The sequence below is a fragment of the Rhodococcus sp. NPDC057014 genome, from assembly GCF_042673295.1.
Lineage (GTDB): Bacteria > Actinomycetota > Actinomycetes > Mycobacteriales > Mycobacteriaceae > Rhodococcus_F.
The window spans coordinates 1-15,153 of sequence record NZ_JBHUSF010000224.1; the positions used below are offsets into that span (position 1 = coordinate 1).

General features: G+C 67.5%; 15 protein-coding genes. 1 reads left to right on the forward strand and 14 read right to left on the reverse strand.

All coding sequences use genetic code 11. The features are described from left to right. Positions 1-107: 107 nt before the first annotated feature. The 12 genes from ACFTZB_RS31700 to ACFTZB_RS31755 all read right to left on the reverse strand — a co-directional run bounded on the left by ACFTZB_RS31700 (position 108) and on the right by ACFTZB_RS31755 (position 12,129). Positions 108-1,631, reverse strand: a complete 1,524-nt coding sequence (locus ACFTZB_RS31700) for an acyl-CoA synthetase (protein ID WP_378437599.1) — start codon at positions 1,629-1,631, stop codon at positions 108-110. 43 nt (positions 1,632-1,674) lie between these two features. Beyond that, on the reverse strand, positions 1,675-2,283 hold the full coding sequence (locus tag ACFTZB_RS31705) for a hypothetical protein (protein WP_378437601.1): 609 nt from the start codon (positions 2,281-2,283) through the stop codon (positions 1,675-1,677). Positions 2,284-2,454: 171 nt separating this feature from the next. Next, positions 2,455-3,237, reverse strand: a complete 783-nt coding sequence (locus ACFTZB_RS31710) for an enoyl-CoA hydratase (RefSeq protein ID WP_378437603.1) — start codon at positions 3,235-3,237, stop codon at positions 2,455-2,457. Between the two features lie 43 nt (positions 3,238-3,280). Then, a complete protein-coding gene (gene fahA / locus ACFTZB_RS31715) occupies positions 3,281-4,462 on the reverse strand; it encodes a fumarylacetoacetase (protein WP_378437606.1) in 1,182 nt (393 codons plus the stop codon). Continuing rightward, positions 4,459-5,334 (reverse strand): hypothetical protein, encoded by an 876-nt coding sequence (locus ACFTZB_RS31720; protein WP_378437625.1) that lies wholly within the window; start codon positions 5,332-5,334, stop codon positions 4,459-4,461. The genes fahA and ACFTZB_RS31720 overlap by 4 nt, the downstream gene beginning before the upstream one ends. Beyond that, complete coding sequence (locus ACFTZB_RS31725) at positions 5,331-6,530, reverse strand: homogentisate 1,2-dioxygenase (protein WP_378437608.1); 1,200 nt, start codon at positions 6,528-6,530, stop codon at positions 5,331-5,333. Before ACFTZB_RS31725 ends, ACFTZB_RS31720 begins: the two co-directional genes overlap by 4 nt. Positions 6,531-6,628: 98 nt before the next feature. After that, positions 6,629-7,183: a MarR family winged helix-turn-helix transcriptional regulator gene (locus ACFTZB_RS31730; RefSeq protein WP_124391150.1), complete on the reverse strand. Its 555-nt coding sequence runs from the start codon at positions 7,181-7,183 to the stop codon at positions 6,629-6,631. A 62-nt stretch (positions 7,184-7,245) separates the two neighbouring features. Further along, positions 7,246-8,589 carry an MFS transporter gene (locus ACFTZB_RS31735; protein WP_378437610.1) on the reverse strand — a complete coding sequence of 448 codons (1,344 nt, stop codon included), beginning with the start codon at positions 8,587-8,589 and terminating at the stop codon, positions 7,246-7,248. Positions 8,590-8,600: 11 nt separating this feature from the next. Continuing rightward, positions 8,601-10,031, reverse strand: a complete 1,431-nt coding sequence (locus tag ACFTZB_RS31740) for an FAD-dependent oxidoreductase (RefSeq protein ID WP_378437613.1) — start codon at positions 10,029-10,031, stop codon at positions 8,601-8,603. Then, entirely contained in the window at positions 10,028-10,813 is a 786-nt protein-coding gene (locus ACFTZB_RS31745; protein ID WP_378437615.1) for an SDR family NAD(P)-dependent oxidoreductase, read from the reverse strand. The genes ACFTZB_RS31740 and ACFTZB_RS31745 overlap by 4 nt, the downstream gene beginning before the upstream one ends. Continuing rightward, complete coding sequence (locus tag ACFTZB_RS31750) at positions 10,806-11,642, reverse strand: SDR family NAD(P)-dependent oxidoreductase (RefSeq protein WP_378437617.1); 837 nt, start codon at positions 11,640-11,642, stop codon at positions 10,806-10,808. The genes ACFTZB_RS31745 and ACFTZB_RS31750 overlap by 8 nt, the downstream gene beginning before the upstream one ends. A gap of 52 nt (positions 11,643-11,694) precedes the next feature. After that, entirely contained in the window at positions 11,695-12,129 is a 435-nt protein-coding gene (locus ACFTZB_RS31755; protein WP_378437619.1) for a nuclear transport factor 2 family protein, read from the reverse strand. A 205-nt stretch (positions 12,130-12,334) separates the two neighbouring features. On the opposite strand from ACFTZB_RS31755, the gene ACFTZB_RS31760 reads away from it, so the two are divergent. Next, the gene (locus tag ACFTZB_RS31760) at positions 12,335-13,000 is read left to right on the forward strand and encodes an IclR family transcriptional regulator (RefSeq protein WP_378437621.1); all 666 of its coding nucleotides are present in this window, start codon (positions 12,335-12,337) and stop codon (positions 12,998-13,000) included. Positions 13,001-13,043: 43 nt separating this feature from the next. On the opposite strand, the gene ACFTZB_RS31765 is transcribed toward ACFTZB_RS31760, so the two are convergent. Together ACFTZB_RS31765 and ACFTZB_RS31770 are read right to left on the reverse strand one after the other, a co-directional pair. After that, positions 13,044-14,609, reverse strand: a complete 1,566-nt coding sequence (locus ACFTZB_RS31765; protein ID WP_378437622.1) for a polyamine aminopropyltransferase — start codon at positions 14,607-14,609, stop codon at positions 13,044-13,046. A 4-nt stretch (positions 14,610-14,613) separates the two neighbouring features. Next, positions 14,614-15,084 (reverse strand): DUF350 domain-containing protein, encoded by a 471-nt coding sequence (locus tag ACFTZB_RS31770; RefSeq protein ID WP_185727837.1) that lies wholly within the window; start codon positions 15,082-15,084, stop codon positions 14,614-14,616. Positions 15,085-15,153 lie beyond the last annotated feature (69 nt).

Consider the following 15,153-nt stretch of genomic DNA (forward strand, 5'->3'; position numbering starts at 1 on the left):
GCGCGACGGGGGTGCGTCATCTCCTGTCGCTCATCGCGGGCAACGACGTCGAATCGGTGAAGCTTCCGGTCGAGCTGATCGAGAGGGCGTCCACCAAGAAGTAGTAGTCAGAGTGTCGCCCGCAGTTCCCGCTTGAGCAGCTTTCCGCTCTGGTTGCGGGGCAGCTCGTCCACGAACACCACCTGCTTGGGCACCTTGAACGGCGCGATGCGCTCCTTGACGTGGGCGATCAACCCGTCGGGCGTCACGCCGGCCGCGTCCTCCCGCAGCACCACCACCGCGGTGATCGCCTCGATCCACTTGTCGTCCGGCGTCCCGATGACCGCCACCTCGGCGACGTCCGGGTGCGTGTAGACGGCGTCCTCGACCTCCCGTGACGCCACCAGGATGCCGCCGGTGTTGATGACGTCCTTGATGCGGTCGACGACGGTGATGTACCCCTCCGGGTCTCGCGTCACCAGATCACCCGAGTGGAACCAGCCGTCGCGGAACGCCTCCGCGGTGGCGTCGGGGTTGTCCCAGTACCCGAGGCACAGCTGGGGCGAGCGGTAGAGCACCTCGCCGGGCGTGCCGTCCGGAACGTCGTTGCCGTCCGGGTCCACCACCCGGGTCTCGACGAAGAACACGGCCTTGCCGCACGACGACGGCCGCGCCTCGTGCTCGGCGGGCTGCAGCACGGTGGCGAGCGGCCCGATCTCGGACTGTCCGAAGCAGTTGTAGAAGCCGAGGTCGGGGTAGCGTTCGCGCAGCCGGTTCAGCACCGTCACCGGCATGATCGACGCGCCGTACTGCGCCTTCTTCAACGACGACAGGTCGCGGGTCTCGAGATCGGGATGTCCGGCGAGCGGCACCCACACCGTCGGCGCCAGGAACAGCGAGCCGATGCGATCCGCCTCGATGCGGCGCAGGATCTCCGGGATGTCGGGGGTCTGCATCAGATGCACCGAGGCACCCACCGACAGGTACGGCAGCATGAACACGTGCATGCCCGCCGAGTGGTACAGCGGCATGCAGATCAGCGGATTGTCACGCTCGTCCAGCGCGAGGGCGATCACGGAGGACACGTACTCGTGCACGAGTCCACCGTGAGTCATCATGGCGCCCTTCGGCTTCGACGTCGTCCCCGACGTGTACAGCAGCTGCGCCAGGTCGGTGGACGCGACCGGCGCGGCCACGGCGGGCACGTCGCCGGAGCCGGAGTGGGCGAGCAGGGAATCCTCGGCGTCACGCAGCGGCACCACGTGACGCAGGTCCAGTCCGTCCCGGATCGAGTCGAGGGTGCCCCGCAGCGCCGGATCGACCAGCACCGCGGTGCTCCCGGACTGCGACACCAGGTAGGTCAGCTCGTCGCCCCTGAGCGCATAGTTGACGGGGACGTGCACGAGACCCGCACGCGCGCAGGCCAGGAAGCCGATCGTGTACGCGTCCGAGTTGGTGCCGTACGCGGCGACGCGCTCACCGGCCGACAGTCCCAGCGACTGCAGGTAGGCGGCGGCGCGGCTGACGGCGTCGTCGAGTTCGCGGTACGTCCACGTGCGGTCCTCGAACGTCAACGCCCTGCGGTCGGGGAACTTGGCGGCCGAGCGCCGCAGCACTCCGTCGACGGTATCGGTGCGCGCATCCAGACTCATGCACGAAGGTTATAGGACGTCCAACTACCTCGCCAGAGGTTCGCTACCGCCCCGACGACACCAGCATCGGCGAATGCATGTCGTAGTACGTCACGTCGTCGGTCAGCCGGCCCTCCTCCTCGAACAACGACCTCAGGTCGTCCGGAATCTCCATCTTCTCGTGGGAACGGGCCTCCGCTTCGGACGTGAAGTACACCGCCTCGACGTACCCGCCGTCGCCGTACGTGCACAGCGTTCCACCGAGGATCTCCGGCCGCAGCTCGTGCACCCGGTCGGCGGACTCGTCCAGCAACTCCCGCATCCGGTGCGCGTCCGTGGTGTGGCCCTCCATGACCTGCACGAACGTCGCGTCGTCCGAACCGCCGCCCATCCACTCGGCCACCTCGGGGCAGTCCATGAAGGACACCGGGCCGTCGAAGCACCGCTCGGTCTCCGCCCACCAGGCGCCCTGCTCGGGACGCTCACTGTTGAGCCGGGCAGCCTCTGCCGATTCGAATCGCGCCAGCGCGATGAACGTTCCGTCGTCGCACAATCCCTGGGTGCATCCGAGGAAGCCCGTCGCCCCCGGACGCACGTCCTCGGTCCAGCGGTCCATGCACCGGACGAGGCCGGCCTCGTCCGACACCTTTCCTTGAATGATTTGGATGAACATCGATGTCACCTCCCGCGGGACCGTCGCCCCGCAGTGAGAACATTCTCGGTGGCCGGCCTGTCGCGGTCCACCGTCGGCGGGCGCCGACGGCCCGCGGCCGCAGCCACTGCACCCCTGATCTTTCGCCGGTTCGCGACACCACGCAATGCAGGCAGGGCCTGTCGCGGAGGGCTATTTTCCCTGCCACTGCGGAGTGCGCTTCTCGACGAACGCCTGCATGCCTTCCTGGGCGTCGCAGGTGACGGCGTTGGTGGCCATCGTCTCGGCCATCGCCTGATACGCCTCGCCCTGGGGAAGGTCGATCTGGCGGTAGAACGCCTGCTTGCCGATCTTCACGGTGAGCGGGCTGGCCGTCGTGATCTTCGCGGCGAGCGCCCGGGTCTGCGCGTCGAGGTCCTCCGGCGCGACCACCAGGTTCACCAGACCCCAGTCCGCGGCGGTCTCCGCATCGATCGTCTCACCGGTGAGCAACATCTGCAGGGCGCGCTTACGTCCGATCGCGCGGCTCAGGGCCACCATCGGGGTGGAGCAGAACAGGCCGATCTTCACGCCCGGCGTCCCGAACACCGCGTTCGACGACGCCACCACGAGGTCGCACGACGCGGCGAGCTGACAGCCCGCCGCGACCGCCGCACCCTGGACGGACGCGATGACCGGCTGCGGAATCTCCTGCACGGCCTGCATCATCTCGACGCAGGTGTCGAAGATGGCCTGCTCGTCCTCGAGGGTGCGGCCGATCATCTCCTTCAGGTCGTGACCCGCGGAGAACACCGGTCCTGCAGCCCTGATGACGACGACGCGGGTGGTGTCGTCGTCGCCCAGCTTCCGAAGCGCTGCGGTGACATCCCGCATGGCCTCGGACGACAGCGGATTGCGCTGTTCGGGGCGGTTCAGGGTGAGGAACGCGACGCCGGTGTCCGGCAAGGCAGTGGTCTCGACGAAGTTCTCGGTCATGACTACTGCCTACCACCCGTGAGTACTTGTTAACCGCCCGCGGTTAACAAGTACTCACAGGGGGAGCAATGCGGGCCCGCACCTCACCGAAGCCGATGCGGGTGCCGTTGGGGCCCGGCGCGGTGGCGGAGATGGCGATCTCGTCGCCGTCCTCGAGGAACGTGCGCTTCTCGTCGCCCACGACGACGGGTTCCTGCCCGCCCCACGTCAGTTCGATGAACGCGCCGCGCTGGTCCTTCTCCGGTCCGGAGATGGTGCCCGACGCGAACAGGTCACCGGTGCTGGCCGCGGCGCCGTTGACCGTGGTGTGCGCGAGCATCTGCGCCGGCGACCAGTACATCTGCGCGTACGGCGGGCGCGAGACGACGTGCCCGTTCCATTCGACGGCCAGGTCGATGTCCAGACCCCATTTCTCCTCGCCGCGCAGGTACGGCAGCGGCTGCGGATCCTGGATCGGGGTGTCGATGCGGGCCGCCTCGAGAGCCGCCAGCGGCACCACCCACGGGGAGATGGACGTCGCGAAACTCTTCCCGAGGAACGGGCCGAGCGGCACGTACTCCCAGGCCTGGATGTCGCGGGCCGACCAATCGTTCACGACGACCGCGCCGAACACGTGGTCCGCGAACCGATCCGGGGTGATGGTCTCCCCCAGCTTCGTCGGGACACCGACGAGGAAGCCCATTTCGGCCTCGATGTCGAGGCGCCGGGACGGGCCGAAGTCGGGGGCGTCCTGATTCGGGGCCTTGCGCTGCCCGCACGGCCGGATCACGTCGGTGCCCGACACGATGACGGTGCTCGACCGCCCGTGGTATCCGACCGGCAGGTGCTTCCAGTTGGGCATCAGCGGCTCGGAGTCGGGGCGGAACAACCGTCCGAGGTTGGTGGCGTGATATTCGGACGCGTAGAAGTCGGCGTAGTCGGCGATTGCCACCGGCAGGTGCATCGTCACGTCCTCGACCGCGAACACCGCCGTGTCGGCGAGGTCACCCTGGACGAATTCGGTGATCTGCCGGCGAACCTCACTCCAGCGGGCCGGGCCCTGCGCCATGAACGCGTTGAGGGTGGGCTGCGCGAAGACGTCGTCACCGAGGGCGGCGGCGAGATCCACGACGGAATCTCCCACCCGCACACCGACCCGGGGGGCCGAGTCCGCGGTCGAGAACACGCCGTACGGCAGGTTCTCCAGCCCGAACAGGGAATCGGCGGGAATATCGAGGACGGTCATGCGTGGGCTCCTTCATCGGCGGAAGCGTGTTCATCGGCGGGGGCGAGGGCGGACGACGGCACGAGGTGCAGTGCGACGAGATCTTCGACGGGCTCGAGGATGCTGCACGTGCCGAAGGACCGGAAGGCGGTGCGGACGGCGCCGACGACGTCGGCGGGGAGGTCGCCCAGTTCGCGGGCGATCCGGGTGCCGTCACGCTCCGCGAGGGTCGCGGCCACCCGGTCGGTGTCGGCGCCGTGGAGTGCGTGCCGGGTGGCGAGAAGCACGTTGAGGAAACCGTGCTGCTCGAAGCCGGTGTGCGGATCGGTGTTGCGCACGGCGTGGTGCAGTCCCGCCGTGGCCTTGAACGGGATACCCGCCGTCACGGCGGCGCGCACAGCGGACGCGAGTTCGCTCTCGTCCGGGTAGGCCTCGGCGACAACGCCTCCCGTGCGGAACTTCGCCGCGAACGGGCCGCCGACGAGTGCTGCGAGGAAGTCGGCCCGGCGCTCGCCGCGCGGAACCTCGACGAACACCTCACAGCCGGACGTCAGGTCTGCCGCGGCGTCCAGTGCGGCGAAGAACTCCGCGGCCGTCTGCTCGGCGGGCGCCGCGATCTCGAGCGCTACCGCGGTGGCACCGTCGATCTGCGCGAGGCGGTCGAGTGCGGATTCGAGCGTGGCCGGGCCACCGGGCAGCGTCAGGCTCAACTCGATCGCACCCGCTGACAGTTCGTCCAGCCGGGGGACGGGGAACACGAAGGGTCCGACGAGATCCCCGTACGGCGCCGACAGATGCCGGGTGTGCGCGGGCAGAGCGTCGGGGAGCGGCGCGTTTCCGGGCGGAAACAGGGCGGCGTCGTCGCAGAGACCGGAGAAGAGAGCGGGGATCACTGCTTCGGCCCCCGTCCTGCCCAGGTCCACGCGTAGCCCGAGTCCTCGCAGGCCAGTGCGCCCTCGCCGAGTTCGAGCGGACGGAACGTGTCGACCATGACGGCCAGTTCGTCGAAGAACTCGGCGCCGATGCTGCGTTCGTACGCGCCGGGCTGCGGTCCGTGCGCGTGGCCGCCGGGGTGGATCGAGATGGACCCCTGCCCGATGCCGGAACCCTTGCGCGCCTCGTAGTCGCCGCCGACGTAGAACATGATCTCGTCGGAGTCGACGTTCGAGTGGTAGTACGGCACCGGAATCGACAGCGGGTGGTAGTCGACCTTGCGGGGCACGAAGTTGCAGATGACGAAGTTGTTGCCCTCGAACGCCTGATGCGCCGGCGGCGGCTGGTGCACGCGCCCGGTGATGGGTTCGTAGTCGGAGATGTTGAACGTGTACGGGTACAGGCACCCGTCCCAGCCCACGACGTCGAAGGGATGCTGCGGGTACACCATTCGCGTGCCGACGATCCCGTGCGACGTCCGGTGCTTGACGAGCACCTCGACGTCCGTGCCCTCGGACTGCAGTGTGTCGGACGGCCCGTGCAGGTCGCGCTCGCAGTAGGGCGCGTTCTCGAGCAGCTGGCCGAACCGCGACAGGTAGCGCTTCGGCGGGACGATGTGACTGTTCGCCTCCATTGCATAGGCGCGCAACGGTTCCGGGCCCTGAGGGATCCAGCGGTGCGTGGTCGACATCGGAATCAGGACGTAGTCGCCCTGCTTCGCCTCGAGCGCGCCGAACACGGTTTCGACGGTGGCGGCACCGGATTCGACGTACACCATTTCGTCGCCGATCGCGTTGCGGTACAGCGGCGACTCCTTGGCGGCGACCACGTAGGAGATGCGGACGTCGGCGTTGCCGAGGATCAGCCGGCGTCCGGTGACCACGTCGGTGTCGGCCCAGACCGCCTCCGGGAAGAGGTCGTGCAGCTTCAGGTGACGGGGCTTGAGCGGATGATTGGGGGTGGTGCTCTGGTCGGGCAGCTCCCACACCGTGGCATCGACGATCGCCGACGGGATGTGGCGGTGGTAGAGCAGCGAGGAGTCGGAGGAGAACCCCTCTTCGCCCATCAGCTCCTCGAAGTAGAGCTGACCGTTGTCGTCACGGTGCTGCGTGTGCCGCTTGGGCGGAATGTTGCCCACGTGCCGATAGAACGCCATGACCGGCCTCCCTAGAAGTGCGTGTTCGTAGTAGTAAACACATTAACTAAATTGGGGGCGTGATGGCAAGCACAGGCTTTCCGGGAGGCACAGCAGGGTCAGTTGCGGCCGCGGACGTCGAACTGGCTGCGATTGGTGATCAACTTGTCGAGCAGCATGACGAGAATGCGCTGCTCCGGCTCGGTGAGCACGCTCGCCCAGGCGTGTTCGCGCTCGTTCTGCTCACGGTAGATCTCGCCGATCTCGCTGCGGCCCTTCTCGGTGAGCGACAACTGGACCGACCGGCCGTCCCGCTCGTCCGGGGACCGCTCCATCAGACCCCCGCTGACCAGCGTTTTCGTCAGATTCGACACGGCGGCCCGGCTCATGCCGGTGAGCTTGGCGGCGGTCTTCGACTCGACCGGACCCGCCAGCCACGTCACGAACATCAGCCGGAACGCCGACCACGACAGCCCGCGCGGTCGGTGGATCGACGACTCCAGGTCGTATGTCACTACGTTCGACGCGCGGTTCAACGTCAGGAGCACCTGGGTGGCGAGTTCGTGCGTCGAACCGTATTCCGTGCTCAGACGCCTGTTCGCCAGTTCGATGAACGACCAGAAGTCGAGGCTGTCGGGCACCTCGACGGGCACCGGCGCTACGTCATCGGTCATGGAGGAACCCTATCGCGAGCCGGTGGCGGGCCCAGCGCCCGCCACCTCCGCCTTTAGTATATCTATGAACTAGTTGATGATGTTGCTTCTGCCAGTTCGACCGGTTCCTTCTTCGGGATCTTCAGGAATGCGAGCATTACGGCACAGATCAGCAGGCACCCGATCGGGAAGTACAGGCCGATCGTGACGTTGTCGGCGGTGGCGTTCTTCCCGATGACGTAGGGGCCGAAGAAGCCGCCCATCGCGGCGATCGTGTTGATGGCTGCGAGGCCCACAGCCGTCTCGGCGCGGGTGAGCACCTGCGCCGCCATCGCCCAGTACGGCGCCATATACCCGAGCACACCCACCGCCACCATCGACAGCGACGTCAACGCCAGCACCGGCGAGTGCCGGAAGACAATGGTGCCGAACAACCCGACGGCGGCCAGGACCATCAGGCCGATGACGAAGAGCTTCCGCTCACCCGTCCGATCCGAGTACCGGCTGATCAGCAGCATTCCGACAGCGCCGACCAGGAACGGGACCGCACCGAGGAAACCGATGTTGGTGGCCGAGTAGCTCGGATCCATCTGCTTCACGATCTGCGGCAGGAAGAACGTGAAACCGTACAGACCACAGGCGGCGAACAGATTCGCGACGGCGAGATGCAGGATCCTCCGATTCTTGATCGCGCCGAGCTGCTCCTTCACACCCGCGTGGGTTTCGGGCTCCTGGTACTCCGCGGTGATCTCACCTTCGAGCCACTCGGATTCGCGCGTGGTCAGGAATTTCGCCTCGCGTGGCCGGTTGGGCAGGTACACCAGAACGATCAGGCCCAGCACGATCGTCGGTGCACCCTGCAGGATGAACACCCAGCGCCAACCGCTCATGTCGAACCAGGAGATGTGGTCGAGGATCAGACCGCCGGTGAAGGATCCGACGATCATGGCGATCGGCTGCGCCATGGCCATCATGGCGATCGCCCTGGCCCGCTCACCAGAGCGGAACCAAAACGTCAAGTACAGCAGCAGGCCCGGGAAGAGACCCGCCTCGGCGATGCCGAGGGCGACGCGGGCGACGTAGAGCTGCGTGACGCTGTTGACGAAGCCCATGATCACGGTGACGATGCCCCACGTGATCGCGATCCGGGCCAGCCAGATGCGTGCCCCGAATTTCTTCAGGGCCATGTTGGAGGGGATCTCGAACACGACGTAGGCCAGGAAGAAGATCGACGCCACCGCGCCGAACGTGCCGACCGTGATGCCGAGTTCGTGCTGCATCCCCAGCTGCGCGTAGCTGATGTTGGTGCGGTCCATGTAGTTGAAGATGTACAGCAACATGACGAACGGAAGGATGCGGTACGACACCTTCTTCAAGGTCCTCGCACCGATTTCGCTGTCGGGGACAGCGGGGCGGGAAAATCCCATGGCAAGTTCTCCTATGAGGGGTGGGGTCCTGATGCGGCCTTCGCCGCGTTTCGGCCCGCGATGCGGCCCATGGTCACAGCGTTGGCCACCGCGTTGCCGCCACCGACATACCTGAGTCCCAGGATGCCTGCTCCGGCTTCGCCCGCTGCGAAGAGGCCCGGTATCCGGTGTCCTCGCACATCGACGACGGCGGCATCTCCATCGATCTCCAGGCCCGCGTGGGTGCACACGAGTTCGGCGGGAAGGATCCGCGCGGCGAAGAAGGGGGCCTCGCCGATCGGCTCGGGGTTCTCGTCCGAACCCTTGTTCCGGAGCGTCCGGTGCCGCAAATAGTCCTCGTCGACGCCGGCCGGAAGTTGGTCGTTCCACCGGGCGACGGTGGCGGTGAGGGCGTCGGCGGGCACCCGGATCTGTTCCGCGAGCTCCGCCAGGCTGCCGGCGCTGAACGTGCGCCCGGCTGCCACCTCGTCGGCGATCCGTTCGGGTGTCCAGTCGGCATAGCCGGGCGCGAGATTCACGCGGGCCTTCTCGTCGAAGATCACCCAGGCATGTCCGCCCTGGGCGTCGATGATGCCCGTGGACACCGCGTACGACGCGTCCTCGTCCATGAACCGCCGGCCGCCGTGGTTGACATACACCCGCGACTTGGGCGGGAAGCCGGATTGCCAGTGGTGGAAGCGCTGGAAGTAGACGGTCGGGAGCATCAGCCCCCACCCGTCGCCCGCGACGGCGGCATCGACGGTCCTACCGAAGCGGAGGTGGTCTCCCCGGCTGCCGGGGGCGGCGACCACGAACAGGGAGTCGCCGGCGTTGTTCGCTGCCGGGTAGTAACGGTCGACGAGTTCGGGGTCCTGTGCGAACCCGCCGGACGCGACGACCACGGAACCGGCTCGGACCTCGATGTCGTCGGCGACGACTCCGACCACGCGGCCGTCCTCCTCGATCAGCCTCTGCACTCGGGTGTTCAGGATCGCCTCGACGCCGTGCCTGCGTCGGGCGGCATCGAGCACCTGGACGAGACCGTAGCCCTGATCCTTCGGGACGTGGCCCCGCCAGACGTCCTCGACTCCTGCCTGGCACAGACCGGGCTGGTGGGCGTTGGCGGACACGACTGCCGGAATCTCGACGCCGAGTTCGATCAGCCATTCGAGGGTGGGTCCGGCGTTCTCGCAGAACGTGCGGATCAGGCCCGGGGCCAGCATCCACTGATTGAGGTCCATGTAGTGCTGGAAGAACTTCTCGGCGGAGTCCTCGATCCCCAGACCGCGTTGCACGCTGGTGCCGGCCGCCGTGAACAGTCCGGCGGACAATTGCGTCGATCCGCCGAGTTCGGTTTCCGACTCGAACAGCAGCACCGCGGCGCCCCGTTCGGCGGCGGACACGGCCGCGGCGAGTCCGGCTCCGCCACCGCCGACGACGATGACGTCGTAGTTCTCGCTCATGAAAGGTTCGCTCCCGTCTCGGCAATGATGCGGTGGTACAGGCCGTTCGACACGAGGCCGCCGTCGACCGTGACTTCACTTCCGCTCATGTAGGTGGAGCGGTCGGACAGCAGGAACAGGACGGCGTCCGTGATCTCGTCCGGGGTGCCCATGCGACCGAAGGGGATGCTGTCGACCGCGGCCCGGACGAAGCCGTCCGCGCCTCCGAGTAACGCCGTGCCCACGAGGCCCGGGTGCACGGAGTTGACGCGGATACCCCACCGGGCAAGATTGCCGGCCGCCGACTTCGACAGCCCGGTCAGTCCCCACTTGCTCGACGAGTACGCGGGTGAGAAGTATCCGATCTGCCCGGAGATCGACGAGATGTTGACGATCGACCCGCCACCGCTGTCGCGCAGGAGCGGGGCGACGGCCTTCATGCCGTAGAACGGTCCGAAGAGGTTGATCCTCATGGTCAGTTCCCAGACGTCGTCGGGCGTGTCCATGAACTCCAGTCGGCGCGAGATTCCGGCATTGTTGACCAGGCCACCCAATTCACCTCGAGCGCCACGGATCTCGTCGACCACTCGAGTCCAGGCAGTGGCGTCGGTGACATCGAGTTCGTGCGCGGACACCGAACCTCCTGCCGTCGTGATCTCCTCGACGACAGCCGAGCAGTCCGCCACGTCGGCAACACAGACGTGCGTTCCCCTGGCCGCGAGGGCACGGGCGTGATTGGCGCCCATGCCGCCCGCGGCTCCGGTGATCAGCACGACGCCGGGATAGGTCACCGACTCAGACATGCCGCGAACCGCCGTCGACGGCGATACTGTGACCCGTCACGTAACGCGCACTGTCCGACAGCAGGAACAGCAACGGGCCGAACACCTCCTCCGGCGATCCGAGACGGTGCAGTGGGACCACGTCGAGGGCGTGCTTCAGCGCTGCCGGATCGTCCTGCACCCACTGCGTCATCGCCGTGTCGATGTACCCGGGTGCGATCGAGTTCACTCGAATGCCCTTGTCCCCGAATTCGACCGCGAGCGATTCGGTGAGATGCGCGACCGCCGCCTTCGACGTGCAGTACGCGCCGCGGCCCTTCCGGACCCGGACCGCCGACACGGACGACATGTTGACGATCGCGCCGCCGTGCTGCATGTGGCGTGCCGCCGCCTGGGCGCCGAACAGCACACCCTCGACGTTGACCGACAGGGTGGCACCGATCTGTTCGGGGGAGATCTCCTCCGCCGGCGCGAACGGGAAGATTCCTGCGTTGTTGATCCAGAAGTCGATGCGGCCGAATTCTTTCAGCGCCACCTGCGCCAGAGTCTCGTGCTCCTCCGCCTCGGTGACGTCGATCCGCGCGCCGACGACAGTCCCGGGCCGATCTGCCAGGGACTTCGACGCGAGGGCGATCGTGATCTCCTCGGCGGTGAGCTTCATCTGATCTTCGTTGATGTCGGCGCCGACCACGTGGACGCCGCGGGTGGCGAGGCCCGCGGCGAACGCTGCGCCCATGCCCTGGGCCGCGCCGGTGATCACCGCGACCTTGCCTGCCATCTCCGGGTAGTGCGCCGTCATCTGCGCCGTCACGGTACGGCCGGGATTGGTCTGGTCTGCACTCGAGGTCATGGTGTTCTCTTCACTTTCTGTCGTCTGAAATGCCTTCTCGGTCCAGCGGGCACTACGCGGTGTCGTCGCGCCGCACGTCGCGGCGGACGATCCGCCAGCGGTCGCCGTCGAGTACCACGCGGTCGGTGAACGTCGTCATCCGCACGAGTCGCGAGTCGCCGCCCACCGAAGTAGCGACGATCTGCAGATAGGCGCGCACGGTGGAGGCGCCGTCGTCCGCTTCGTCGATCGCGACGTTGGTGATCACGTGACGGTGAACCTCGTTCGCCGCCCGCGCCCCTGCGTGGAAGCGTTCGGCGAATGCGATCAGCTCGTCGGTTCCCGATACCGGCTCCGGGTAACTGGGGGAATGGAATTCGCCGTCGTCCGTGAACGTCTGCGCCCACCCTGACGCGTCGCCCCCGTCGATGAGGTGACTCTGCCGCCCGTACAGCTGATGCAGCCGAGCGACGGCCACCGCATCGACCGCTCCGGTACTACTGCTCATGAGGTACTCCCTGGACCCTTCCGCGTAACCACGGCTCTTGCCCTACTCGACTCATTTGTGCGATAATCGCACGCACTGTGCGATATGATGAAAGAGTAGGTGTCGCACCTCACAGACGTCAAGGAGGGTGGGCAAGACAGTGAGCACGACCGACGAACGGCCGCCGGAACCTTCACGCAAAAGCGCAGTTCAGCTCGATTCGGGGATGTCCAAAACCCTTCACCACGGGCTCGAGATTCTCGAGTTGCTGACAGCACATCCGCACGGACTGTCCGTCACGGAGATAGCCGACGGGATCGAAGTCCACCGGACCGTCGCGCATCGGCTGATCCGCACCCTCGAGGCACATCGGCTCTGCCGAAAGGACGGGTTCAAACGCGTCACACTCGGCGCGGGACTGGTGACCCTGGCCGAACCCGTCGAGCAGGACCTGCGCACACTGGCACGACCCGTGCTCGAAGAGCTCGCCGATGCCGTCCAGGCCACCGTCCATCTCGTGGTTCGCGAGAACGCGACGGAAGTCCGGGCCCTCATGGTGGTGGAACCGCGCAGCGCGAAGGTGCACGTCGCGTTCCGGCCCGGCCAGGTCGACCCCGTCGACCGCGGCTCGGCCGGACTTGCGATCCTCGCCGCACTCCCCGCGATGGACGGCGAACGCGAAGAGGTCACCGTGGCGCGCGCCCGTGGCTACGCCGTCACCGATGGCGAGGTGATCCCGGCCGTACTCGGCGTCTCCGCGGCCGTACCCGGACGTCGCGGCGATACGCTCGCGAGCGTCGGCGTGTCGGTCTTCGAGATGCCCGACGAGGCGGCGCTGGGTTCAGCGGTCGTCGACGCCGCCCGCAGGCTCGGTAACCTGCTGCGCCCGTGAGTACTTATCAACGTCGGGCGGTTGATAAGTACTCACGGGTGCGTCAGCGCTCGTAACCCTTCCGCATGTCGTCGACGATGCGCGGCCGGTCGAGGGTCGAGGGCTCGAGTTCGCGGCGGGGACGGTCGCGCGGGAAGATCGCGGACGCGGCGAGGGTGGGTTCGTCGAGGAAGCGGAGTTCGGGGACATTGCGGGGCAGGCGCAGCGCCGGCGGTTCGGGACCGCGGCGGGCGAGGACGTACCCCCAGTCCCCGAAGCTGGGCACGAGCACGTGGTACGGCGTGACGGCCAGACCCGCGGACGCGACGGTCGAGGTGGTGCGCCAGTACGCGTCGGGCGTCGAGTAGGGACTGCCGGACTGCACGACCATCAGTCCGCCGGGGTCGAGGACTGCGGCGGCGAGACCGTAGAACTCGGTGGAGTACAGGCGCCCGAGTGCCGGGGTGTCCGGGTCGGGGAGGTCGACGATGACGGCGTCGAATCCCGAGTCCGGTGCGTCGCGGAGCCACCGGAACGCGTCGTCGAGGACCACGTGCACGCGCGGGTCCTGCAGCGCGCCCTGGTTCAGCCCGGACAGTCGCGTGTTCGCGAGTTCGACGACCGCCGGGTCGAGTTCGACCTGCACGATGTCCTCGACGCCGGGCAGTCGCAGGACCTCTCGGGCGGCGAGGCCGTCGCCGCCGCCGAGGATCAGTACCCGTTCGGGGTCGTCCGCCATCGCCGGGTACACGAGCGATTCGGTGTACCGGTGTTCGTCGACGCTGGAGAACTGGAGGTCGCCGTCGAGGAAGAGCCGCACGTCTCCACCGCGTTCGGTGACGACGATCTCCTGGTACTGCGACCTTTCCGCGGCGACGACGGGATCGGTGTAGAGGCGTTGGCGTGACGTGGTTTCGATGCCGTCGGCGCGAACCAGCAGCACCGCGATGCAGGCGGCGGCGACGAGCAGCGCCACGACCGCGAGGAGCCGGGTGCGCAGGCTGAGCTGCCACCTGAGCAGGATCAGCGCCACCACGGCGGCGGCGACGAGGTTGATGATGCCGGTGATCGCGGCGCCGCGGATCATCCCGGCGACCGGCAGCAGGACGAACGGCCAGAGCAGGCCGCCGACGAGGGCGCCCGCGTAGTCGGCGGCGTTGAGGTTCGCCAGCACCTTTCCGGTGCTCTCGGCGTCGGTGTCGTTGCGGCCCGACTGCAGCAGGGTCATCAGCAGTGGCACCTCGGCGCCCACCAGCACACCGATCAGTGCGGTGGCGAGCACCAGAACGATTGCGCTGGAACCGAAGAACGTGAAGGTCACGTACAGGGTCACCGCGCTGAAGCCACCGACGAGTCCGAGGACGATCTCGACGACCACGAACGACGCGGCGGCGGTGGACAGCAGCGGTTTGGCGGCGAGGGCGCCCACCCCCAGTGCCGCCACGAAACCCGCGACGATCAGGGACGTCTGGGTGATTCCGCCGCCGGTCAGGCTGACCGACAGTGTCAGCAGCGCCAGTTCGTAGATCAGGCCGCACGCCGCGCAGGCGGCGACCGCGGTGAGCAGGAACGCCCTGGACCGTCCACTGAGCGCGCGGGGGGCGTTCGGCTGTGCCGCTGTGGTGGTCACGAGATCAGGTGAGTGCGGCGGCGTTCACGAGGCCGATGGCGAACAGGCTCGCGCCGACCGCCCATGCGGCACCGCACATCTGCGGGTTCCCGACCAAGCCGACCAACTGGCCCGGCAGCAGCACGTTCATCAACCGCAGCGCGATGACCTGCAGCAGCACTCCGAACAAGCCGTAGACCGCGGAGTCGGCGAGTCCCTGCGCGAATCCGTCGGAACTGGTGAGGATCGCGGTGACCACGACGACGGCGAGCGCGAGGTGGTTGGACGCCAGCAGGATCGCCGCGTTGGGGTTCTTGTCGACGTATACCTGGTGCCGGAGATTGCCGGGGGTGGCGAGGTCGAGGACGGCGAAGCCGACGCCGAGGACGGCGATACCGACGACGAAGTACGCCAGGGTGCCGAGCATGCCGACGGCGAGCAGTCCGACGTCGACGCTGCCGATTTCCGTTGCTGCCGCCGTGTAGGTGGTGTTCACGCGCTTCTCCCCAGTCGTGTGGTCTCTGTCATTTCGCGCTGCCGGATCCACCGCTGCCGCCGGCGCCGC